This window comes from Fibrobacter sp. (genome assembly GCF_045601785.1).
Classification (GTDB): Bacteria; Fibrobacterota; Fibrobacteria; order Fibrobacterales; family Fibrobacteraceae; genus Fibrobacter.
The window spans coordinates 1-24184 of record NZ_JAZSAF010000086.1; the positions used below are offsets into that span (position 1 = coordinate 1).

At 51.4% G+C, this 24184-nt stretch carries 18 protein-coding genes and 1 other RNA gene; 11 read left to right on the forward strand and 8 right to left on the reverse strand.

Translation table 11 applies throughout. From position 1 onward, the window contains the following. The first annotated feature begins 433 nt into the window (after positions 1 to 433). From ilvC to rnpB, 8 genes are all read left to right on the forward strand, one after another. On the forward strand, positions 434 to 1912 hold the full coding sequence (gene ilvC / locus ACKI61_RS14005; protein WP_173346055.1) for a ketol-acid reductoisomerase: 1479 nt from the start codon (positions 434 to 436) through the stop codon (positions 1910 to 1912). Positions 1913 to 2222: 310 nt separating this feature from the next. Then, entirely contained in the window at positions 2223 to 3950 is a 1728-nt protein-coding gene (locus ACKI61_RS14010; protein ID WP_407458285.1) for a hypothetical protein, read from the forward strand. A gap of 21 nt (positions 3951 to 3971) precedes the next feature. Then, on the forward strand, positions 3972 to 4532 hold the full coding sequence (locus ACKI61_RS14015) for a deoxycytidylate deaminase (RefSeq protein ID WP_407458286.1): 561 nt from the start codon (positions 3972 to 3974) through the stop codon (positions 4530 to 4532). A 125-nt stretch (positions 4533 to 4657) separates the two neighbouring features. Then, on the forward strand, positions 4658 to 5584 hold the full coding sequence (locus ACKI61_RS14020; RefSeq protein WP_407458287.1) for a TIGR02147 family protein: 927 nt from the start codon (positions 4658 to 4660) through the stop codon (positions 5582 to 5584). Beyond that, positions 5577 to 7286: a right-handed parallel beta-helix repeat-containing protein gene (locus tag ACKI61_RS14025; RefSeq protein WP_407458288.1), complete on the forward strand. Its 1710-nt coding sequence runs from the start codon at positions 5577 to 5579 to the stop codon at positions 7284 to 7286. Before ACKI61_RS14020 ends, ACKI61_RS14025 begins: the two co-directional genes overlap by 8 nt. 58 nt (positions 7287 to 7344) lie before the next feature. After that, a complete protein-coding gene (locus ACKI61_RS14030) occupies positions 7345 to 7653 on the forward strand; it encodes a hypothetical protein (protein WP_407458289.1) in 309 nt (102 codons plus the stop codon). 64 nt (positions 7654 to 7717) lie between these two features. Next, entirely contained in the window at positions 7718 to 9058 is a 1341-nt protein-coding gene (locus ACKI61_RS14035) for a carboxylesterase family protein (protein ID WP_407458290.1), read from the forward strand. A gap of 63 nt (positions 9059 to 9121) precedes the next feature. After that, positions 9122 to 9501, forward strand: an RNA gene (gene rnpB / locus ACKI61_RS14040) — RNase P RNA component class A. A gap of 151 nt (positions 9502 to 9652) precedes the next feature. Here the strand turns inward: rnpB and ACKI61_RS14045 are convergent. After that, entirely contained in the window at positions 9653 to 11044 is a 1392-nt protein-coding gene (locus ACKI61_RS14045; protein WP_407458291.1) for a hypothetical protein, read from the reverse strand. Between the two features lie 268 nt (positions 11045 to 11312). Between ACKI61_RS14045 and ACKI61_RS14050 the strand changes: the two genes are divergently transcribed. Continuing rightward, entirely contained in the window at positions 11313 to 11618 is a 306-nt protein-coding gene (locus ACKI61_RS14050) for a hypothetical protein (RefSeq protein WP_407458292.1), read from the forward strand. A 21-nt stretch (positions 11619 to 11639) separates the two neighbouring features. On the opposite strand, the gene ACKI61_RS14055 is transcribed toward ACKI61_RS14050, so the two are convergent. The 7 genes from ACKI61_RS14055 to ACKI61_RS14085 form a co-directional block, all read right to left on the reverse strand. Next, positions 11640 to 13688, reverse strand: coding sequence for an ATP-dependent DNA helicase RecG (locus ACKI61_RS14055; protein WP_407458293.1), 2049 nt, complete (start codon positions 13686 to 13688; stop codon positions 11640 to 11642). A 3-nt stretch (positions 13689 to 13691) separates the two neighbouring features. Beyond that, positions 13692 to 14699 (reverse strand): MlaD family protein, encoded by a 1008-nt coding sequence (locus tag ACKI61_RS14060; RefSeq protein WP_407458294.1) that lies wholly within the window; start codon positions 14697 to 14699, stop codon positions 13692 to 13694. Between the two features lie 10 nt (positions 14700 to 14709). Then, the gene (locus ACKI61_RS14065) at positions 14710 to 15867 is read right to left on the reverse strand and encodes a GspE/PulE family protein (protein ID WP_407458295.1); all 1158 of its coding nucleotides are present in this window, start codon (positions 15865 to 15867) and stop codon (positions 14710 to 14712) included. Positions 15868 to 16106: 239 nt separating this feature from the next. Continuing rightward, positions 16107 to 19253 carry an efflux RND transporter permease subunit gene (locus ACKI61_RS14070; RefSeq protein ID WP_407458296.1) on the reverse strand — a complete coding sequence of 1049 codons (3147 nt, stop codon included), beginning with the start codon at positions 19251 to 19253 and terminating at the stop codon, positions 16107 to 16109. Between the two features lie 12 nt (positions 19254 to 19265). Further along, positions 19266 to 20318 (reverse strand): efflux RND transporter periplasmic adaptor subunit, encoded by a 1053-nt coding sequence (locus ACKI61_RS14075; RefSeq protein ID WP_407458297.1) that lies wholly within the window; start codon positions 20316 to 20318, stop codon positions 19266 to 19268. A gap of 15 nt (positions 20319 to 20333) precedes the next feature. After that, a complete protein-coding gene (locus ACKI61_RS14080; protein ID WP_407458298.1) occupies positions 20334 to 21758 on the reverse strand; it encodes a TolC family protein in 1425 nt (474 codons plus the stop codon). Between the two features lie 157 nt (positions 21759 to 21915). Then, entirely contained in the window at positions 21916 to 22218 is a 303-nt protein-coding gene (locus ACKI61_RS14085; protein WP_407458299.1) for a YbaB/EbfC family nucleoid-associated protein, read from the reverse strand. A gap of 251 nt (positions 22219 to 22469) precedes the next feature. Between ACKI61_RS14085 and ACKI61_RS14090 the strand changes: the two genes are divergently transcribed. Beyond that, a complete protein-coding gene (locus tag ACKI61_RS14090) occupies positions 22470 to 23021 on the forward strand; it encodes a hypothetical protein (RefSeq protein WP_407458300.1) in 552 nt (183 codons plus the stop codon). A gap of 111 nt (positions 23022 to 23132) precedes the next feature. Beyond that, positions 23133 to 24176: a hypothetical protein gene (locus ACKI61_RS14095; protein ID WP_407458301.1), complete on the forward strand. Its 1044-nt coding sequence runs from the start codon at positions 23133 to 23135 to the stop codon at positions 24174 to 24176. Positions 24177 to 24184 lie beyond the last annotated feature (8 nt).

Consider the following 24184-nt stretch of genomic DNA (forward strand, 5'->3'; position numbering starts at 1 on the left):
TGGGTTGAAGGAGATGGGTCCCAATGTCATGCACTGCGTCGGGCGCTACCGAGCCGCCGGGTTGCCCATCTCCTACCCATTTCTAAAAATAGACTAATGAAGGGGTGATTTTCGTCCTTTTTAAATATAGGACCGAGCCGAACGGCGAGGGACTACATAGTAGTCCCCTAGCAGGGCGCATGGATTGCTTCACCCCTGTTCGGGGCTCGCAATGACGTAATTCGGGGTTTTAGGGGCGGAGCCCCTAGGCGTGGGGGTGTATGGAAGACGGCTTGGATGCGGATTGAAATGGCGATGCCGGAACGGAGTCCGGCATGACAGTGTGCGGTATGACGCGGACAAGGCGGCTGCAATCAGGGGGATTCTTCCCCCTTTGGTGTATTTTTAACTATATTTCCCCTCGGAACAATTTTATTTAACAGAGGTTCAAAAAATGAATTATTTCAATTCTATCCCTATGCGTCGCCAACTCGAAGAAATTGGCCACTGCCGTTTCATGGAACATTCTGAATTCAGCCGTGGTGTTGAAGCCCTCAAGGGCAAGAAGATCGTGTTCGTCGGTTGCGGTGCCCAGGGTCTCCATCAGGGTCTTGACCTGCGCGATAGCGGCCTCGACGTCTCTTACACGCTCCGCAAGGAAGCCATCGAACAGAAGCGCCAGTCCTGGAAGAACGCTACTGAAAATGGCTTCAAGGTCGGTACCTACGAAGAAATGATTCCGGATGCAGACCTCGTTTGCAACCTCACACCGGACAAGCAGCACCACAACGTGATTCCGGCCATCATGAAGCTCATGAAGAAGGGCGCCGCCCTCTCTTACAGCCACGGCTTCAACATCGTTGAAGAAGGCCAGGAAATCCGCAAGGACATCACGGTGATCATGGTCGCCCCGAAGGGCCCGGGTTCTGAAGTCCGTAGCGAATACGTTCGCGGTTTCGGTATGCCCTGCCTTATCGCTGTGCACCCGGAAAACGACCCCGAAGGTAAGGGTTGGGACTACGCCAAGGCTTACGCCGCTGGCCTCCATGCCGACCGTCCGGGCGTTCTCGAAAGCTCTTTCGTTGCCGAAGTGAAGTCTGACCTCATGGGCGAACAGACTATCCTTTGCGGTATGCTCCAGACCGGCACCATCCTCTGCTACGACAAGATGGTGAAGGAATTCGGCGTTGAACCGGCTTACGCGGTCAAGCTGCTCCAGTACGGCTGGGAAACGATTTCCGAAGCCCTGAAGCACGGCGGCATCACCAACATGATGGACCGTCTCTCCAACCCGGCCAAGATCCGCGCAACGGAACTCGCCGAAAAGATGAAGAAGATCATGAAGCCCTTGTACCAGGAACACCAGGACAACATCATCTCTGGCAAGTTCTCCAGCACCATGATGGTGGACTGGGAAGCCGGCGACAAGGACCTCCTGAAGTGGCGTGGCGAAACGGGCGAGCTCGAATTCGAAAAGGTCGAAGCTACCGACAAGGTCATCACCGAACAGGAATACTTCGACCGCGGCGTTCTCATGACCGCCATGATCAAGGCCGGTGTGGAACTCGCATTCGAAACCATGTGCTCCGTGGGCATCAAGCCGATGAGCGCCTACTACGAATCTCTCCACGAGACTCCGCTTATCGCGAACCTCATCGCTCGTAAGAAGTTGTACGAAATGAACCGCGTGATCAGCGACACCGCCGAATACGGTTGCTACCTGTTCGCCAACAAGTGCGTGCCTCTGCTCGCCGACTTCATGAAGAACGAAGTGAAGAAGGACGACATCGGCGCTATCTACGGCGAAGGCAAGACCACCGCTGTGGATAACGAAGAACTCATCAAGGTGAACAAGAACATCCGTCAGCATCCGGTGGAAGAAGTCGGAGCCTGGCTGCGTGAACGCATGTCCGGCATGACCCGCGTCGTGTAACCTTCGCAATACGGCATCACGATTTGGCTCACGTACGTTTTAGTACGCTACGCCAAATCGTTCTTTGTCTTGCTCGGTTCCACTTAGCGGGATAAAGAGTGGTGCTACGGGGGCTCGCGCCTTGTCTTGCTTGATTATCCAACTTTCGTGGATTATCTTACTCGGTTTCACTTAGCGGGATAATTCAATTACATTTGTCAGGAAATTTGTTCAGCTCATCGGAAACGGCGAGCTTTTTCTTTATTTTGGCCGATTTTATTTTTAGTCTAATCTATATTTAAGGCCATAGACAAACTAAAGAGGAGGCTATATGAAGTTCAAAAATTTCATGATGCCTATGGCATTTGCGTTGGCTGCGGGCTGTTATGCCGCAGACCAGGGTACAAAAGAGGACCCGCTGACCATTGGAACGGTGCAGGAACTGTTGCAGTTCCGTAATGCCGTTTCGGATAGTGGCACCTATAAGGGTGTCAAGTTGAAGAATGCGGGCGAGGGTTTGCATTTCAAGCTGACTGCGGACTTGGACTTGAGTTCTGTTTGTGGTCGTGATGTGGGCAACTGGAAGGCAATTGGCCCGTTCGAGGGAAGCTTCGATGGCGATGGCCATAAGATTTCGAACTTGTATATTGATGATTCGCTGGGCACGGTTAGGGATGCTGGCTTTATCGGCCCTGTGTTTAACAATGGTGACGATACTCTCTATTATAATAACGTGGTGTTCGAAAATGTCTATATCCGCCATTCGGGACTTATTGGCACTTTTGTAACGCAGGTTGTGACGGGGCAGGCCGTTGTGCGGAACAACTCGGTTGAACTGACTTATGAAACGGTTGATAATGAAAATGGGGCTGTTCAGTGGGGCGGCTTGATGGGTAACACCGTTGCGGAATGGGTCGGCTTTTACGACAACACGGTCAAGGGATCCATGAAGGCGGCGAACCAGAAACAGGCTGCGATTGGTGGCGTTATTGGAGCCCTTGTGGATCCGGGTGCTATCGAAGGAAATGTGAACGAAGCAAGTATCACGGTTGAAGGCAACGTATATACCAATATTGGAGGCATTGTCGGTGAACTTCTTGCTCCGTGTACATTCAAGAATAACGTGAACAAGGGTAATGTTTCGGCAAATGTTCCGACAGAATCCGCTTTTGTTGGCGGTCTCGTGGGCGTGAATCCGTCGCTTGTTTCCGAGAAGACTTATGTCGGTAACTTTAATTACGGCAAGGTGGAACTCACGGCGTCCTATGCGGCAGTGGGTGGACTTTTTGGCTATGTCTCGGGCAATACGAATACGACTCTCGACAGTTGCATTAACTACGGCGATGTGATTTATCATGGCGTAGAAGTGCAGCAAATGGTGCAGGTGGGCGGCGTTGCCGGAATCTGGGAAGTGAAACAGGCGAGCCGTGTCGAAAATAAGGGCAAGATTGTCATTGAAAATGCGAAGGGCCCGTTCGTGGGCGGTATCGCTGGCTATGTGCGTCCGGGGGCCAAGAGTGCCGATCTGTTCAAGGCTGTCAACGAGGGTGATATCGAACTCAAGACCTCTGCTGATTCGGTCAATGGTTGGGTTTCTGGCCTTGTGGGTAGCACCGATGAAATTGAATACCTGCGCTTGGATAGCTGCGTAAACAAGGGCAACGTCTTGTTGCCGGAAGGGGCGAAACCGAACATTCTGTTCTCGAAGCCGCTTGCGTCGACCTATAACAAAAATGTGCAACTCATGGCTTCGACCAGTGTAAACGAAGGAAATGTGCCTGACATTGAACCTCGCATGGCTTTGGTGGCGCCGCGCCATACAGCTTTTGCCGTTCGTACATGGAAAAATGGAACGGGTAGCCTCTTGTTGGAGGTGACGGGGCTTACGCCTATGGAATTGGGTAAGGCGCGTGTCCATGTGCATACGCTGGACGGTCGCCGTTTGCCGGTTTCCATGAAGCGTTCGGGGAATGTATTTGAACTTGGCGTTCCTGCGGGGCAAAAGGTTGTTGTCCGCCTGCATTCGCCAAACGGGAATAAGACCCTGATTGTCCGATAACTATTGACTATATTTAAGGCTATGAACAACTCTAAATCTCGCAGCAAGCTTCGTGACGAAGTCTATACCCAGATGATGTGCGCGCAGGCGCGCCTTTCTAAAGACCAGAATACCCAGATGGGGGCGGTGCTGGTGAGTGCCGACGGTCGCGTGATCAGCACGGGCTACAATGGCGCTCCGGCTGGTTTCGACGACGAGACGGTGCCGTACACCCGCGAAAAGCAACTGCTGGCGTACGATTTGCTGGATGCCGATTCGGGCGAGGTCCTGAGCCACCACGAGTTCGAGGCCAACAAGTACCCGTTCATGGTGCATGCCGAAATCAACGCATTGCACTATGCCCGCGGCAAAGTTCCTCCCGGCTCCAAGCTCTATGTGATTGGTTTTCCGTGCGAACGCTGCGCCCTGGATGTGAGCCTTTCGGGCGTTGCCGAAGTGTTCGTGACCAAGGACGATTACGACCCGAAGTCTACGCTGAACAACAGCCGCGACACGGCCTACTACATGTTTGCGCAGGCGGGAATTATCGTGACTCTGTGCGGCAAGCGCATTCGCCCGGTGGTTTCGAAACCGAACAAGTAGTTTTTATCACACTTTCAAAAGTGTGGACATAAATTTTTGCCTAAATGTAGACTTTTAGGCGAAATATTTATTATATTAGTAACCGGGAGCATTTTGCGCTCGGTTCTTTTTATTGGAATTTTACTATGGTGAATCTTTTTGAATACTTGAACTACCGCGAATTCTTGCGTGACGCCTATGAAGAGCGCCATAAGGGTGACTGGCGTTTTAGCCACCGCTATATTGCCGACCGTGCCGGGTTCGATGCGTCGATGTTCAACAAGATTCTGCAGGGCAAGCGCAACCTGACCAGTCGCCTGGTTTCGGTGTTTGCCGATATCTTTTGTAATGATGACCGCGAAAAGGCCTACTTTGCCGACATGGTGGCGTTCAACCAGGCGAAGAACCATTCCGAAAGCCGTCAGTACCTGGAAAAGCTGGTGGCCACCAAGGAATGCAAGGTCGAAAATGTGGCCAAGGACCAGTTCGAATACTTTGACCACTGGTACCATGCGGTGATTCGCGAATTGGTAACTTTTTACCCGTATGTGGGCGATGACGCAGCACTCGGCTTGATGGTGCGCCCGCCGATTACGGCCTCGCAGGTTAAGTCTTCGATTGCGCTCTTGGAACGCCTCTCGATGATCAAGAAGAACGAGGTGACGGGCTTTTACGAACAGACGCAGGGCCTGATTTCGAGCGGGTCTGAATCTTTCAGTACGGCGGTCAACTCTTACATCCAGCAGAACTTGAATGTGGCGCAAGACGCCATGGACCGCTTCGACAGAAATGAACGAAACCTGTCGACGCTTGCTTTTGCCTGTGACGAGGACACCTATAAGGAATTGGTAGAAATGGTGCGCCGTTTTCGCCGTGAGATTCTCGCGAAGGTGGGGCAGTGTGCAAAGCCTAATCGAGTGTTCCAACTCGGTATGCAGCTGTTTCCGCTTTCGGACCCGTATCCGCCTCCGCAGCGTCGCGGGCGCAAGCGCCGTATTCGCGGTCTTGAAATGACTGAAGATTCGGAAATCGTTGTCGCCGATGAAAATGCGACGGGGGGTGACCATGCGTAAATGGAATCCGAAAAATATTTGTGGTCTTGATGCATTTTCGTCCGTTGTGGTTGCTCTTTGTGGCGCACTTTTGCTCTCGGCGTGTAGCAACGACAGAAAGGATGTTGCTGGCGGTACCGAGGCTGAATCAACGATTGCGATGACGCTCCAGATAGAACTTGCCGGAACCCCTGCAGCCTATGCGCGCGTTTGTGTGTTGCCGGATAATTTCTTGCCCGAAGCGGACCGTGCAACGGAATGGATGGAAACGGATGCAAACGGCTTTGTCGAAATTCCGGTGGAGCCTGGCTCCTATACGATTGAGGCGCGCCATGTGGATGGCTCCTTAGCAATGGGCGCTGTCCAGAACTTTGTTTTTAACGGCGATACGGCGACGGTCGATACCATCAAACTGACGGAGCTTTCTTCGATTGAAGGCTTTGTGCTTTTGGGTGAATCTGCGCCTGTGATTAGAATCGCGGGTCTTGACCGGTTTGTGGTTCCCGACAGCACGGGACATTTTGTCATCGATTCGTTACCGTCGGGAAGCTTTGAGCTTGTCTTCGGTGATTCGCAGGAGGCTGGTCTGGTGAAGGTTTCGTCAATGACGGGGGACACCTTGTTTGTGGACTGTTCCGATTCCGTGGTTCAGGTGACAAAGCCTGTAGAAACGGAGAATACGGAATATCCGAAGAATGATTGGAGTAAACATGATGAGCTCCTGGAACAGGTTGAGGGTTATGCCGTGGGAGTTCTTGGTGCAGCGGGCGTTACCGACAGTCTAGGGAACATTTCTGCAGCCGAAGGCGAAATCTGCATTGTAACGACGACCGAAGATTATGTGATTGTCGAAGATACCACGGATGTTGATTCGGCGGGTAACGCAAAGACAGCGGCAGTAATTGCGCCTGGTTCTCTTCGCGAGTGCGCTTACAAGGATGGCCCAGTCTGGATTATGTTTGAAAAAGATGGCGTATACGATTTGCAGTCACCGCTTCGTTTAAAGTCTGACAAGACTTTCGACGGTCGAGGCCGCGATATTCAGATTTCGGGTATGGGCATTTTGACCAACGAATCAAGCAACCTTATTTTTGAAAATATGAAATTTACCAAGCCCGCCATCACGGCACAAGATACCAGTTCCCGCCGCGCCCTTTCGATTCATAACCGAACGCATCATGTGTGGGTGGACCATTGCGTGTTCGAGGAATACCCGCTGGTAGAGCTTGATGTGAAGCGCGGTTCGCACCATGTGACTGTTTCCTGGTCCCGATTTGAAAATGCTCAGACGGGTGTGCTCTTTGGTTTGGCTGGCGATATTTTAGTGGACACGGCTCAGAGTCTGACTATGCATCACAATTATTTTGCAGGACTTTCTCGTGACGGAATTCTTGTGCATGGGGGAGAACTTCACGCCTACAACAACTTCTTTGACTCTGTAGAAAAGTCGGGTGTGGTCTGTTCCGATTCTGCTCGCTGCCTGGTTGAAAAGAACATATTCAATAATGGGATGCCCGTGACGCTCTATCGTTGGTACAACGAAGATGGTTCTCCAGTTGATTCGACGGGGGGCTTCGTGAATATGGTTGAAAACAAGCTTGTCGCAGGTGATGGTTTTGTAGATGGCGATGCTCGGGGGTACAAACCAGACTATAAGTATACGGCCTATGAGGCCGATGTTGGCCTTGCTCTGCAGGTAAAGTCACAAAGTGGCGCGAACTAAGGTCGTCCCCGACTTGGTCGGGGATTCTTAGTTTGGTGGACCTTTCTATATTTGTGGCATGAAAGAAAAACTGCCCGCTTTTTTGTTTATGCTCGCAATCCCCCTGTCGATTGTGCTCTACCTTAAGGTGGAGTCGGCGTCGGGTTCTGAAATTGTGGCACTTTTGGCGGCTGTTGCCTGCTACCTAGTAGTTTTTTTCTTGCTGGCGTTATTCTTCAATTCCCGTGCGAAGGATGCAAATGGCAAGGCGACTTCTGCCTTGGATAACTTGTTTGCTGAAAAGAAGACGAAGGCGGAACGTGCCCGTGAAGAAATCCTCCGTAAACAGCAGGAAATTGCGGCCAAGCGAAATGCTGAAGATAAATAGTTTGTCTATAATTTTCTAGACAATTGACGCTAATTTATCTATATTTGTAGGTGAAGGAGTTTATATGAAAAAATTTATTCTCGTTACTTTGGCTTGTCTTGTGTCGGTTTCTTTTGCCAAGGACCGCTACAAAGACCGCATGTTTGATGTGAGTGTCAAGAAGAATGTGGTCTATGCTTCATCTGTCAAGCATCTTAAAATGCTGAATTCTATTTCGTCGACGCTTGTGACTTTGGCTAAACTCGGAAAGGGCACTGCCGTCTATTTGTACGACAACGAAACAGACTTGACGAATGTGGACTTGCGCATGGATCTCTATCAGCCGAAGGGCGACTCTGAAAAGAACCGCGCGGCAGTGGTGGTACTGCATGGCGGAGCCTTTGCTGCAGGAGCCAAGGACGATAAGGATCAACATACCGTGACTTACTGCGATTCCCTTGCAGCTCGTGGCTTTGTGACGGCTGCAGTGGAGTACCGTTTGGGCATTACTGCGAAAATAAAAAATAATACGCTGCACATTGATAGCTTAGATTTCTCGAGGACGGTTTATCGTGGAATTCAGGATGTCCGTGCTGCGATTCGCTACCTTAGGGCGAATGCGGATGACTTGGGGATTGATCCGGCCCGCATCTACCTGATTGGCAATAGCGCTGGTGCGATTCTTTCGCTTGAAAACCTCTACTTGGATAAAGATTCTGAAATTCCTGCGGCAGCGAAGTCGAAACCGAATCTTGGCGGCCTCGATGAATATGGCATTCAGGGACCCGCCGCACAGGCAAACGCTGTTGCTGCCCTTTGGGGGGCCGTTCACGATGTCGCCATTATCGAAAAGATGGATAAGCCGGTTCTCTTGGTGCATGGCAAGTCGGACAGCACGGTGCTTTTCAAGACAGGGCGTCCCCTGGGAAACATTGCGAATGTCCTAAAAAACATAATGCCCTCGGCGGCGGCAACGATTGGCGCGCTTGCATTCAGTGTTGAAACACCGACCCTTTATGGAAGCTTCGTAATCGATTCCGTGCTGAATGCTAAGGAAATTGAGCATGAAACCTACTTTGTTGAGGGCCAGCCGCACGAATTCTACGACTACGAAGATTACGATGTAAAAGTGCAGAAGAAAGTGTTTGACTTCCTTTATGGCCTAACGCAAAAGCCTGCCAACTACGATGGTATCGTGGTGGTTCTGATGAAACCGTCTATGCTCCGGATGGGGGAGCACAATCGGAGCTTTACATTGGCCAAGGGTAGCAATGTCGCCTATGCCATTACAGACCTGCGTGGCCGTGTCGTGAAAAACGGGACTGTTTCTGCAGGTGAAACGGTTGAGCTGATGGATCTTGACCATGGAGTCTATGTACTTCGCGTGAAGGGTGAACGCCCGATACGCTTCGGCCTTTCTAGATAAAAATCCGATTTTAATCTTTTGAAAGCGCCCTTTCATTTCTAGGGGCGTTTTTCTATATTTGGGACGGGGCAGCGGATGGCCGCCGGCAGAGAGCAATTGAAGCTGGAGGAAAGTCCGGGCACCACAGGGCAGGATGCTGGATAACGTCCAGGCGCGGAAACGCGACAGAAAGTGCAACAGAAAGTAAACCGCCGGCCGCAAGGCAGGTAAGGGTGAAATGGCGAGGTAAGAGCTCACCGCACACCTGGCGACAGGGGTGGCACGGTAAACCTCATCCGGTGCAAGACCAAGCAGAATTCCGTTCACGCAAGTGAACCTGGGGCGGCCCGCACCAGCTGGAATTCGGGTAGGTTGCTTGAGGCGGTCGGTAACGACTGACCCAGAGAGATGGTCATCGCCTTCGCAAGAAGGTACAGAACCCGGCTTACACCTGCCCCTATAATGAAGGCTTCCTCTAACAGAGGAGGCCTTCTCCTTATAAGACCGCTCGTGCCCAAATAAGTGAATTCGTCCCCGAAGCACTCGCTCTCGCGAACGCGCCCCGTTAATACGGGTCGCTAGTCGCTCACAAAAGACCGCTCGTGCCCAAAGAGTTTAGAAGTCGAAGTCGGCGCCGATTCCGACGCCACGGCTGGTGCGTTTGTAGGTATTCTTGCCGTAGGTTTCCTTCTCTTTCCAGTCATCATAAATGGAATGGAAGTAGGCGACATTAATCTTGACCCAGTCGGTTGCACGGAAAGCGAGTCCGCAACCGAGCGTTATGTTGTCCATAATGAAGCTCATATCGCTCATGTATTTGTCGTCTAGGTGGTATTTAGTAATTTGGAAGCCTCCGCTAACGGTCCAGCGGGTAAGGAAATCGGCTTCGACGCCGCCCAAGAATTCGTCGGTCCCCTCGGCGTGATGTTCCTGATTTCCCGGTAAATCGGCGTACCAGTCAAACCAATGTCCGTATCCTGCGCTTAAGCGGAAATTGTCGAGTAGGGCGTAGGTGGCGCCCATGTATATCGAGGCGGGAATGTCGCTGTGGGATTTGATGCCATCGTTGTATGCGGCAAGTCCGACTTCGTTGACCTTGGTGTCGTTTTCCATTTCAATAGAGGTGTTGTATTCAAGCTTGATGCCTGCAGTTAGACGCTTGTACTTAAAAGAGAGACTTGCGATGGGCGTGATTCCCCAGCCAGTCTGTTCTACGTCGAGTTCCTTGTCGGAAACCTGTTCTGCGACAGCTTCGAAAGTCTTGGACTTGACGGTGAGTTCTGTTGCGGTTGCCTTCAGCTCGTTGGCCTTAGCTGCATATTGGGCGGCGGTAGCCTTATCTCCGGCGGCTTCGTACTGCTTCGCGGCGGCTGCGGCTTGTTCTGCACCTGTGGCAGCTTGCTCTGCCATGCTGGCGAGTTTTTCGGATGCGCTGTTGAATGTGGCGACTGCATTGACCATTTCGCCGTTAAGACCGAGCAGCTCGTTCTTGGGGTTTATCTGAACATTCTTGAGAGAACCCTCGTAATGGTTGATGGCGTAGCTGAACTTGGCGCCTAGATAGGCGGAAAACATATCGTTGATTCGGTATGCGGCACCGAGTCCAAAACCGAATATGTAAGAGGTTCCCTTAAGAGAAAGATCGGCACTGTAGTCGGTCGTTTCGAGACCCTTTTGTGTCAGGAGATCGGGAACTTGAGCAATGGCTGCTTCGAAGGAGGGAATTCCTTTCTTGTAATTCAATTTGCCACCGCCACCGGTGATTCCAAAATATCCCGAAAGGGCGAGGTTGCCGCGGTGCCAGGTAGCAAGCAAGCTCGGCATGGCGGGGATTTGTGCTTTTCCTTCAAATTTCTTTTCGCCATCAAATAAGGGTGTTTCCGTATAGATGGTGCGGGTTTGCCAGAAAGCCTGCGAATTGATTGACAGGTGCCAACCATCTTCCATAAATCCTGTACCGGCAGGGTTAAAAATGGGGGCGTCGTTATCGGTTGTGGCATATCGCATGATATGTCTTTGATAAGCGATGGATTGGTTGGTGTTTGTATTCAAGCCTCCGGCTATAGCTGTGGCTACGAATGCTCCCGAAAATAAAAGTATGTTATGGATTTTCATAGGAATCCTATTTTGGATGACGCAAAGTTAGAAACCCTATAAAAGGAATCATAGTTATCTTTTTCTTTCGTTGTTGTTACGGTAGCAAGTTTGTAGTATTATCGTAAATTATGCTCGTGGTAATTTTGTATATTTGTATGACTTTTGCTGAGGATTTCCTTTGAATCGAGAACAATTGAATAAGCTGATTTTGCGGATTGGAGTGGTTATCGGTGTAATCGCCGTGTTCATGGGCGTGGCTCTTACTGTTGCTGTATGGAACGAAGGATATTACATCGGCACTCTGATGATGATCGTGACTGGCTCTATAAGTGTTTTTCTTGGTTTCAAGGAACTGCTTTCGCCTTCAGACCATGTTTTCCATTGGCTTCCGCTTTTCTACAAGATTGTGCGCCGTTCTTTTTTCTTCTTGAATGCGGTTCTCATCGGGCTTGTCATCTTGACAATCGCTCCGATGCTAGAATGATGCGAAGTCTCTCTCGTCTAATCAATGCACTCCGTCTTCGTTGGCGGATTTCTTTTCGCTGTACCAGAGTTGAATCTTTTCGCGCGCGTCGTCGTCGAAGGTTTCTTTGTCCTTCAAGATGCTTTCTGCCATTTGCAGTGTTTTGGCGATGAGTTCTTGGTCGTGAATCCAGTCGAACCAGCGGAATACCCAGGAACCGCTCTGTTCGTTTCCTTCGAGATTTCCTGCACCTCGGGTCTGTAAGTCGAGTTCTGCAATTTCAAAGCCGTCGTCGGTGTGGCTGAATTGCGTCAGGCGATCGAGCGTGTTGTCGCTGTCCGTATTTTCGGGCATCATCAAAAAGCACCATGCCTGCACATCACCGCGACCAACACGGCCGCGCAGCTGGTGCAGCTGCGCGAGCCCGAAACGGTCGGGCTGGTCGATGGCCATAATGTTTGCCTCGGGAACGTTCACGCCGACTTCGATCACTGTAGTTGCCACTAGAATGTGGACTTTTCCTGCGGCGAATCGTTTTAGAATCTCGTCGCGTTCTTCTTCATTCATCTGGCCGTGAATTCCTTCGACGATGACGCTTCCGTCAAAAGCGCGAAGTTCGTTTACCACATCGTCGACACTTCTTGCGTTACCTTCGTCGTCGGCACCTACGCGGCTTACAATCCAGTAGCAAAGGTTTCCGCCCTTCGCCTCGTTGCAGATGAATTTTTTCATGTCTCCCCGCTTGTCGGGGCTTACAAGGCGCGTCTTGACAGGCTTTCTTCCGGCGGGTTTTTCCTTGATCGAAATAACCTGCAGGTCGCCGTAGAGTGTCATGGCGAGGCTTCTCGGAATGGGGGTTGCGCTCATCACGAGCATGTCGGGGTATTCGCCTTTCTGCATGAGTGCTTCGCGCTGGTTTACGCCAAAGCGGTGCTGCTCGTCTATGATGACAAGGCCAAGCTTTGCGAAGGTTACATCTTTGGAGTACAGGGCGTGAGTGCCGATGACCGCCTGGGTGAGCCCCATCTGCAGCTCTCCGATGATTTGGCGCTTTTCGGCGGCGGAGGTCGCCCCAACTAGGAGTTGGATGCGCATTCCCGCAGCGTCAAAGAACGGTTTCAGCTGCTTATAGTGCTGTCTGGCCAAGATGTCTGTCGGCACCATCAATGCGCATTGCTCGCCCGTGCCGCATACCGCAAGCATGGCGAGCATGGCGACCACCGTCTTGCCGCAGCCGACATCGCCCTGCAATAGTGCGTGAAACTGTTTTTTCCCGTTCAGGCCGTCAATGATGCGGTTGAGCGCGGCTTCCTGACCGCCTGTTAGACTGAAGGGGAGCCTCGACTTGGCAAGCATTACCTGCCCAAGGTCAATCTGCCGCTCGTGCCCGCGGACCTTCTGGTTTTCGCGGCGCTTGATCATGCGCAGGCAGAAGGGGAGAAGTTCCAGAATCTTGAGCTCAAGCTTTGCCCTGCGGATGGATTCGAAATCCTTAGGCTGGTGCAGCGTTCTCAAGTTCTCAAGAACTGGGGCATAATGCAGGTAGTCTGTCAGTTCCTTGGGACAAATTCCAGATAAAGTAAGAACCGGAAAATGGAAGATGACATTGTACCAGTTGCGGAGCGCCTTTTGAGTAATGCGCGCCTTGGTCATGGCTTCCGTCATGGGGTAGACGGGGAGTATTTGCGCATTGAACTGCTCGTCTAGGTCCATGGGTTGCATATCGGGGTGTGTCATTTGCAGCCCGCGGTATTCGCCAACAGTCCCTGTGGCGAGCCAACGAGTCCCCGGCTGAATTCTTCGGCTGTGGTACGATGCTCCCTTAAAAAATGTGAGCGATATTTCGCCGGTTCCGTCGGCAAGCGTTGCTACAAAACGGGTTCCCCGTCCGTGGATGATTCCTGCTCGAATTATCTTTCCGATGATGACGACCCGGTCTCCGGCATGAAGGCTGCCAATGGGTGTTACCTTCGTCTGGTCCAGGTACGTGCGCGGTATGTTGTAGAGAAAATCCGAAAGCGAGACAATCCCTGCAGATTTGAACGCCTCGAGACTTTTGGGGCCCATCTTGGGTAGGTTGCTTAAATCCATGGCTTACTTGGAATCACCCTGTTCCGAAGATGACTTGGCCGCACGCTCTTTCGCTTTTTCTCGCGCCGTTTTTCCGATAAAGTTCAGATTCTTCCATGTGAAAGGCTTGATCGGGTTCCCGTTCTCGTCAAGGATCTTGATGCCCTTGGTATCGATGGCCTGCACAATTTCGTTGATTTTTTCAACGAGTTCATTTACCTTGTCCACCATTTCGGAAGAATAGAGAATCTTGTTGTAGACGGAGTCGGCCTCGATGCTGTTGATGAGTTCGTTTGTCTTGTTTGCTCCTTCAGAAATTTTCTGGAAGGCTTTTTCGGCGAGGGCAATCTTTTCGTTGACCGTTTCTGTGATGGTGGTGACGGCCGAGTCTGCCTGTGTGGTGATCGCAAGCAGGTTGTTGCTTGCCATGTCTGCTTGCCTGAACAGGTTGTTCAGAGCCGGTTGCAACGTGGTCAAGGCTCGCTCGGTATTTGAAAGAGACGCCTCGATTCCGCTTATGACCGTTTCTACGATTTCGCTGGCTGATTTGTGAGTGGAGTCACCAATGGTCACGAGGTAGACAATTTGGCGGACGGTCTCGATTTGTTCGTTGATCTGGTCGATGTAGCGTAAGATTTCTGCAATGCCCGGTTCGAAAGTTCCTGTGTGGATGTAGTCGTCGGGTAGAACCTTTCCGGTCTTCGAAGGAATGATTTCAAGTCTTCGCTGCCCCATGATGGCGTAGTTCACGTTGTTGAACTGGGTCCCTTCTCGGATGACGATCGGTTGGTTGAATTTGATTTGTACGCGGGCTCGGTCGCCAAGCCACTGCACTTTTCCGATGGTACCTACGGTGTAGCCGCGAATGACGACTTGGTCTTCTGGTTGTAATGAGCCGAGTTCGTCAAAATCGACTTGGATGATGGTGGTCGCTTCGTGATGGGCTTCCCACATACAGTAGGCGATAAACGCAAAAAGCCCGATCAACGCAATAAGCGAAACATAACCCAATGTTCGATCGGAAATCTTCATGACCTGAAAATTAGTAAATTCCAAGGACTCTCGCGACTTCCTGGTCGTCCGTTATCTTGTCTTTGACCATTTTGAGAGCGCTTTCTCGAAGGCTCCCGTTTACATAGGTGCCGTCGGGTTTTAGGATTTCGATGACGGCTCTGCGACCGGAATAGGACCTAGCCTGAGCCGGGCGGCACCGCAAAAGGCGCTGCGCCATAATGCCTAGTAGGACTTCTCGTAGGGGAGCTTCGGCTATGCCGAGGTCTTTTAGCCGACTAAAGGCTGCCCAGGCGCTGTTGGTATGTAGCGTCGATACGACCAGGTGCCCCGTCTGTGCGGCACGCAGGGCGATTTGCGCCGTTTCGCTGTCACGGATTTCTCCAACCATGATGACGTCGGGGTCTTGGCGCAATATGGCCCGGAGCGCCGCTGCGAAAGTGAATCCGCATTTTTCGTTGACCTGCACCTGGGCTGCCCCTTCAAGCGGATATTCAACAGGGTCTTCGATGGTCGTTACGTTGATCTCTCGGTGCAGAATTTCGCGAAGCCCTGCATGGAGAGTTGTTGTCTTTCCTGATCCGGTCGGTCCGGTAACTAAAAAGAGTCCCTGTGGACTATTGAATACGCCCTGCAGAAAATGGAGCGAGCTTTCGTCTAGCTGTAGCGACTGAAGCGAGTCGCCCTTCGTTTCTGAACAAGGGCCTTTTGCCAGGGGGAGTAGACGTAGAACGCACTTTTCTCCACCTTGCACGGGTAGCGTGCTTACTCGAATATTGGCCTTGCCTTTGGAACCTTCAAACGAAAAACTTCCATCGTGGGGAATTCTTTTGTCTGTAATGTCAATTTCAGAGAGTATCTTGAGTCGCACGAGAACAGGTTCGACTACCCACAAGGGGAGTTCCTTGTAGTCGTTCAGCATTCCATCCTTGCGAAAACGGATTCGAAATTTTTCTGCGGTAGGTTCCAGGTGGATGTCGGTGGCATTTTGCCTTAAGGCGTTTTCCAGGAGACTTTCGACTAGGTTCACAATCGGTTCCGATTCCCAGGACGATACCTCTGAGCCGATGTTCTCGCTTAGGGCATTCTCTAGTGTCGTAGGGTCTTCTGCAGCCAGGTTTTCGCTTTGCAGCCGCCGAATCCCTGCAACATCCATCTGTTGAAAAACGATGTTTGTATCTAGTTCCATTCGAATTTTATCGAGTAGAAGAATGTCGCTTTCATCACTTACTGCAATGCGGTATGGCGGGGTGTCGCTTAATAGCGCAATTCCATGTGCTTTGCACCATTGCGCTGACAATAAAGTACTTTTTTCCATGGGGCAAATTTATGAAATCGACTTGTGCTTGCGTGACAACACCTGTTGACAAAATGAAAGGCCCCGGCTCATTGGAACCGGGACCTTGTTTCTCTCTCTATTGTCTAAAATTAGTTCTTGCTACGCTGTAGCTTGTTTTTGATCTTGCCTGCGTGTTTTTTCACCTTGCTTGTAATGGCGTTCGGGAGCCAGAAGAAGGTCGGCACCAGGTACATGGTGAGGAGGGCGGACACAATCAAGCCACCCACCGAGGCGATACCCATAGGCTGGGTCATGGCGGCCACGTCACCACCCAGGGCGAAGGCCAGCGGAAGCTGGGCCACCACAGAGGCAAACGTTGCAAGCACAATGGGCTGGAACTTGGTCTTTGCAGCGGTCATAATGGCAGAGCGTCTTCCCATGGCACCGCTACGCAAGAGCCTGTTGGCTTCGTCCAGGAGTAGAATAGCGTTGTTCACCACCACACCGATAAGCATCACGATAGCCATCAGGGAAATCATGGACAGTGCCTTGCCGGTAAAGATAAGGGCTAGGAACACACCGATTGCACCCATAGGAATCGTAGTCATGATGATGAAGGGCTGGGCGAAACTTTCCAGGAGGGCCACCAGCAAGATGTAGGTCAGGATAATGGCCATGATGATAGCGGTAATGAATTCCTGCACCATGTCGTTCTGCATGTCGGCGTTACCACCGAAGCCGAAAGTGACTCCTTCCGGAACTTCGTCCTTCATGTCGGCGGTGAGCTTGCCCAGCTTACCCATGATTTCACCGGTAGTGTGTCCCGGCAACAGGTTCATGGAAATGTCGATACGGCTCAGCTTGCGCTTACGGTCAATTCGGGTCGGACCGGCACCGTCTTCCACGAAGAAGAGTTCGCTTGTATTCACGTAGCCCTTCGGCGTGAGAATCGGGAGTGTCTCGATATCGCTATGGCTCTGTCTGTCCTTTTCCTGCAGGCGGACATACACGTCGTATTCTTCACCGTCTTCGGTGTACTGGCCCGCTTCGTAACCGCTCACGGCGATGTAGTTGTAAGTGGCTACGGTCTTTAGGGTCACGCCGTAGTCGGCCAAGGCCTGACGGTTCGGAATCAGGCGGATTTCGGGCTTACCGGCTTCGTAGCTGGTCTTCACGTCCACGATACCGTCGATTTTTTCCTTGACGCGGTCCATGACGATTTCTGCAGCCTTGATCACGGAATCCTGCTTGAGGCCGCTCACTTCCAGCACCACGTCGCCACTGGAGTTGTTGCTCATTTCAGAAGCGGAGGTGGACTTGATGGAAATGTAGGCGTCAGGAATGTCTGCAAAGTAGGGGCGCAGGGAGTCCACGATCTGGTCGGTACTGCGGGTACGACCTTCCCAGTCCTTCAGGAGCTTGACACGCATGGTCGCCTGGTTCACGGACGTCATACCGTTAGAACCGCCAACATTCATGCTGTAGTGCTTGATTTCCGGCAGGTCCTTGATACGGCTTTCGATAATGCGGGCTACACTGTCCGTGGTTTCCACGTTGGTACCCACCGGCATTTCCAATTTAATGGCCATCATACCCTGGTCCTGCTTAGGAGCAAGTTCCACAGTCATCTTGTTTATGGCCATGTAGCCTACAAACATGACCATGGCCACGAGAGCCACAACCTGGAAAAGAACTCCGGGAATAGAAAGGCAGAAGGAAAGGGTCTTCAGGTATACGAAACGGATGCCGTTCAGTACCGTGGGGAAGATTCCGAAAATGCGTTCGCCAATAGAAGGCTTGTCTTCGATGATGTTGCCGTTCTCGTCCTTCTTTTTACCCTTGAACAGGTAGGCCGCCATAAGTGGGGTCAGGGTAAAGGTCATGATCAGGGACACCGCTGTCGCAAACACCATGGTCATACCGAAGGTGCGGAAAAAGATACCCACGATGGACTTCATGAAGGCAATCGGCACGAACACGCAGACGTTTGTGAGCGTGGATGCCATGATGGCGACCATGATTTCAGATGTACCCTTGTAGGCAGCTTCTTTCGGGTCCAGCCCGAGCTTCAGCTTTTCGTTGATGTTTTCAAGCACCACGATGGAGTTCGTCACCAATAGACCCACAGAAGAGGAAAGGGCCATGAGGGACATCATGTTGATGCCGAAGCCGGCAAAGTACATCAGGGTAAAGGCGCCGATCACGGAAATGGGCATAGTCAGGGCCGCGATGATCATCGTGGAGAACTTACCCAAGAAGAGGAGCAACAGAATGGCCGTCAGGGCAATGGCAATCATGATGTTCTGAATCACGTTGTCAATGGATTCGTTCACGGCTTCACTCTTGTCGTAAATCAGGTGCAGCTCGAAACCTTCCGGAAGGGTCTTGTTGATTTCTTCCATGCGCTTGAGTACGCCTTTGGAAACATCCACCACGTTGGCGTCAGAGCGCTTCTTGATATCCAGTGCAATCGAGTTCACGCCGTTGAAGCGGGCGGCCGAGGTAATGGTTTCGATAGTGTCCTTGACCTTTGCGATTTCGGAAAGCTTGATGACTCCCTTGTTGGTGGGGATGTCCAGGTTCCGCATCTCGTCCAGGCTCTTGAACTTACCGGCGGTACGGACGGATGTGTTCTTGTGTTTGCCGATGACTTCACCCACCGGGTTGTTCACGTTGGTAGCACCATAGAGACCCATAATCGTGGTGATGTCCACGTTACGGTCAATCATCTTGTCCTTGTCCAGTTCAATGGAAATCTGGCGGGTGGTACCACCGAACACGTCCACGCTGGCCACGCCCGAAACAGAGGTGAACAGAGGTTCGATTTCGTCTTCCACCTTCTGGCGGAGTTCCGTGGAGTTCAGGGGACCCGTAAAGGAAATGGCCATGATAGCGGAGGCGTTAATGTCCACCTTTGAGATAATCGGGGCTTCAACGGCATCGGGAAAATCGGCTGCCGCAAGTTCAATCTTGGAACGGACGTCGTTAGCGGCCACGTCCACGTCGATACCCATGTTGAACATGGCCACCACGATACCGTAGTTTTCCATACAGATGGACTGCACGTAGTCGATGCCGTCCACCAGTTCCACCTGGTCTTCGATGGGCTTGATAATGGTGGTTTCGATTTCTTCCGGGTTAGCGCCCGGATACACGATTGTACCGGTGACCACGGGGATGTCGAATTTCGGCATCAGGTCCACCACCATCATGGAGTAGGTGTAGAGACCGAAAACCACGATGGCCAAAATGACCATGAGCATGGTAATCGGTTTATAGATACTGGCCTTAATCATTCAGCAAAACTCCTATTCGACGATCAGAACCTTGTCACCGTCGTTCATCTTGGACTGGCCTTCGACAATGATGGTTTCGTCTCCTTCGAGACCTTCAATAATCTGCACGTCGTCCTTGGTCTGTACACCCAGCTTCACGATTTTGCGGAGTGCCTTGCCTTCGGCATCGACGGTCCAGATGGCATTCAGGCCGTTACGGTAGACGATGGCTTCGGCGGGAACCACGATGCCTTCAACTTGGCGTGCATCGAGATCGGCGGTCACGTACATGCCGGGCAGGAGCTTTTTACCCTTGTTGTCGAAGGTCACTTCGACGGGGAAGAATCGGGTGACAGGGTCCGCGGCAAGAGGAATGAGCGTGACTTTTCCCTTGAGTGTTTCTCCGGCGACGGTCACGGTTGCAGAAGCGCCCTTCTTGAAGTAGCCGATATCCTGGCTTGTAACGTTCAGCTTGAGGATGACCTTGTTCAGCTTGGCGATCGTTGCGAACTTTGCGCCGACTCCGGGAGTTTGGCCGACCTGGAACTTGAGCTCGGTCACCACACCTGCTTCGGGGGCGAGAATTAAGGTGGCGCGGCGGGCTGCTTCGAGGTTCATCTTGGCGACCTTGAGCTGCATTTCCTGGGCGTCCATATCCTGCTGGCTGATTCCGCCCTTCTGGTGGAGTTCGCGCATGCGTTCCGTTGCCTTTTCAAGCACCGCGATTTGTTCCTGGGCCTGCTGGTACTGGGTGTTGTCGCCGGTGTAGAGGTATTCGGCGAGAACCTGGTCCTTTTGTACGGAGGAACCGACCTGGACGTTAATCTTTGCGATGGGGTCGCCCATCTTGCAAATGGCACTGTTCTGGTTCATCCCTTCGATGGTGCCGCTGTATTTGCGCACATCGGTAAGCTTTGCTTTAGCGGCCTTTACCACGCGGGCCGGCTTGCCTTTTTCCTTCTGGATTTCTTCGATGGTTGAGGCTTTCTTGGGTTCGTTGTTCTTGGCCTCGTCCTTTTGGTTGCAGGCAACGAGGAGCATAGATGCTGTAGCGAGGGTTAGGAGGGTTTTGACAGTCTTGTTCATTCTTTCCTCTTCTTATTAATATTCACCGGTGGCCTGAAGGAGCGCGTTGTAGGCTTTGTTCCAATTCACGATTGCTTGCATATAGTCAAGCTTTGCCGTGCGGAGGCTGTTTTCGGCGCTGAGCAGGTTGAGCTGCGTTTCGCGTCCGAGCTTGTAGGCGTCGTTGGTCAGGTCGTAATTCCTCTGGGCTAGGTCAATTTGGCGCTTTGCGATTTCGATTTGAGCGTTGGCATCATCGAGCGATTGAGCGCATGATTCGATCTGAACGCGGAAACCGCGTTCGGCTGTTTCTTTCTGAATTTGGGTGCTGCGCAGGTTGGACTTTGCCTGAACGACGGCTTCCTTGGTCTTCATGCCGTTGAAAAGGTTCATGGTCAGATTGAGCGCAATATACTTGTTGATGTTCTCGTCCCAATCGGGGGCGTCCCACTGGTAGAAGTTGTTCTTGTTGTTGCTGTACTTAAGACCGCCAACGAGAACGATTGTGGGCTTGTATCCGCCTTCCTCGATCGAGACGTTCTTGTTGAGCATTTCTTCGCTTGCTTCGAGCATCACCAGTTCCTTGCGGCGCTTTTTCACGTTTGCCATGGAAGTGTCGGGGAATGTGTAGCCTTGGGAGGGGTCGCGAAGGTCTCCCTTGAACTGGACTTCAGTTTCCCAGTCCAGTCCCATTGTATTCAAAAGCGCGTTACGGGCTAGCACTCGGCTCTTTTCGGTGCTGTTAATCTTGGAGTTTAGCTGGTCCATTGAAAGCTGCACACGGATCAGGTCCAGTTCGGTGGCCATTCCGCTTTTCAGGGACTGTTCCACGAAATTCAGGTTTTCCTGGAGCATGTTCTTGGATTCATAGAGAATCACGACTGCGGAGTCCAGGTAAATCAGCTGGTCGAAGGCGTTCTCGACATTGTAGCGCACATTGGATTTGGCGTTGTCCAAATTGACTTCTTTCAAATGCTTGTAGGTCTTCGCAATTTCGATGCCGGTACCCACCTTGCCCTGGGCGTAAAGAATCTGGGTCGCGGTGATTCCTACGCTGGACTGCCAACGGTAGCCCTGCTTTGCCATCATGTTGGAAAGTCCGTCGAAGGCGGGGCCCACAACCTGCGTATCAAAAGTGTTGGCTTGAGGGTTCCCGTTGTCGTCGACTTCGTTGATCATGCCGTTGGCGGCATCGGTGATTTTGGTGCTAGTTGTTACATCGTCCAAACCGAAAATACGGGTGACGGTTGCATCGAGGTCAATTGAAGGCAATGCATTGCCGTAGCCAGCATCAACCTGAGAATTAGCCGACACGAGTTCTTCTTCAGCGGTTTTGACTTCCGAAGATTTTTCAAGGGCTATATTGACGGCTTCTTCGCGAGTGTAGGTCGTTGCTCCCGCAAGCTGGGGAACCGCGATGCACAGCGCTAGGGCCGATATCGTTCCAAAGTGCCTTGACATTAATGCTCCTATATACTTTTTGCGCTCCAAATTTATAAAAATGTTGCTTTACATATAAGGGTAATATGTTGAATTAATAGACGAAATGCTCGATTTTAGGGATAAAGAACAGCCTGCCGACGGGGCAGGCTGTTGTGGTGAAAATTTGAGCAGGAAACTACATCAGACCGGGGATTTTCATGCCACCGGTAATGCCGCTGATGCTTTCCTGGGTGGCTTCGTCTTTTTTCTTGACGGCGGCGTTGATGGCTGCCATGAGCAGGTCTTCAAGGGCTTCCACATCATCTTTGTCCACGGCGTCAGGATTGATTTTAATCATGGTGACCACACCCTTGCCGTTCATGGCAATTTTTACCATTCCGCCACCCGCTTCGGCTTCAAAACTCTGTGCCTTGAGATCGCTTTGAGCCTTCATCATCTTGCTCTGCATCTTTTGAAGGTCTCTCAACATTTTGCTCATGTCCATAGTGTAATTCCTTTATTTTGGCTTACTAATTGGTCTTAAAAGTCAATAGATGCTTTAAATATAATAAAAGATGACCTGAAAAGGCGATTTCTGCTTCTTGCACATGGAAGAATCTCTCGTAGATGGCGAATTTGTGTGGAATTTCACATGGACTCCAATTTTTGCGGCTTTCTATTGACGAGCGTGTTGCGATATGTTATTTTTATTACATAAGAAATGAAATCCTTAACGGAGGCTTAAAATAGATGAAAAAGATCCTTTCCGCTCTCGCCGTAGCCGCTTTCCTGGTTGGCTGTGCTAGCACGCCGCAGGAAAAGTCTGCAAGCATTCTTGTTGAAATGCAGATGAAGAAGACCAGTTTGATCAAGAACGATCATGTCGCCGCAGGTCTTGGCATTGGCGTGTCCAAGGACGAACAGATTGCCATGGAAAAGGCCGACCAGAATGCTCGCGTGGATCTCGCTAAGGAAATCGATGTCCAGATGAAAGCTCTGACCAAGAATTTCAAGGAAGAAGTGGGTGGCGACATCGCGGAACACTTCCAGAGTGCTTCCAAGACAGTCGTGGACACTCACTTGAACGGAGCAACCCTCACCGATGTCAAGGTTGAAACTACCGAAGATGGCCAGTTCAAGATTTATGGCATCATGACGCTTAATGTTGACCTGGTGAACGAATACCTGAAGTCTCTGCAGGATACCGACGCTGCCAACGAGGCTATGAAGGAAAAGATTCGTGCAGCGGCCAACAAGGCCTACGCCGAAATCGATGCTGAAATTGCTGCCGAAAAGAAGTAGTTTTTTTCGCTGGGTTTCAAGCGTTGCTTGAGACAAGATTATGGGTTATTCTGGTATGCCATTGGCGTATTCAGGGTAGCCTTTTTTGAGTATTGTAAGAGAAGGTTGTCTATGCAAAGGCTGTTCGTTGGTGTTGCTATCGTGTCGTCTTTAGTAGTCTTGTCGGGATGCGCTTCTGGAGATAGCTCGAAACAGGAACCAGTTGCTGTTGAACCACCTGTGCGGGTTGTTCCTGTGTCTCAGGAATTGAATGCAGTCGCATGCCCTGAAGGTGACTTGCGGGGAGCAGGTCTTGCTGGGGACTACGACCATGCCTTGGACTATGCGGTGAACCAGATAGCAGTTCAGATCCAAAGCTCCGTGACATCGACAAGCAGAATGCAGGTCAAGTCGGAAACATCTGCTGCGGGCGAAGAACACATAACATCTTCCTACGATAGGGAATCCCAGGTGTCGGTTCAGTTGCGTAACCGCCAGGATGTGCATGTAGCGGAAACGATTGCACGAGAGGGCGTTGTCGGCGTTGTAGCCTGCATGCACCGTAATGATGCGGCGAAGCCCTTCCGCAACGATTACCAGAGCGCTCGAGACGCCTTGGTGTCTTCGGTGGCCATTCTTTCGATGACGACACACCCTCTTGAAAAGTCCGGCAACTATGAAAAGATGACCGCCGCCTATGCAAAGTATAGGGAGTCTGCCCAAATTTTGCAGTCGCTTGGATTCAATGAAAATTCGACAGAAATTGAAGAAAAATATGCGAAGGCCATTGCGGACTACATCGATTATAAGAGCCGGTACAAGGTTTACATAGATGGAGCCTACGAAAGCGATGAAGGAAGAATTCTTTTTGAGCAGATTTCTGGAAGCGTTAAGCTCCAGAGCGTCCCGGATTCCTGCGATGTCGGTGTCGTGCTTGAACTCGAAATCTCAGCGCCAAATTGCAAGGAAGGTGGACTCGGCATCAGCTGCACCGAAGTGGTCGCGCTTAATGGAAAGTCCTGCAGTGGGGAATCCTACTTTACGCTCGGGGGCACGCTCAAGGGCGTTGGCCGCATGAGCGAAGCGGAGGCGAAGGAGAAGTTGTTGAGCAATGTGCCGCGAAACGACTTTGTCGCTGATTGGAAAAAAGAGATTGAACGCTGGTTCCTGAAATAAAAATTGTC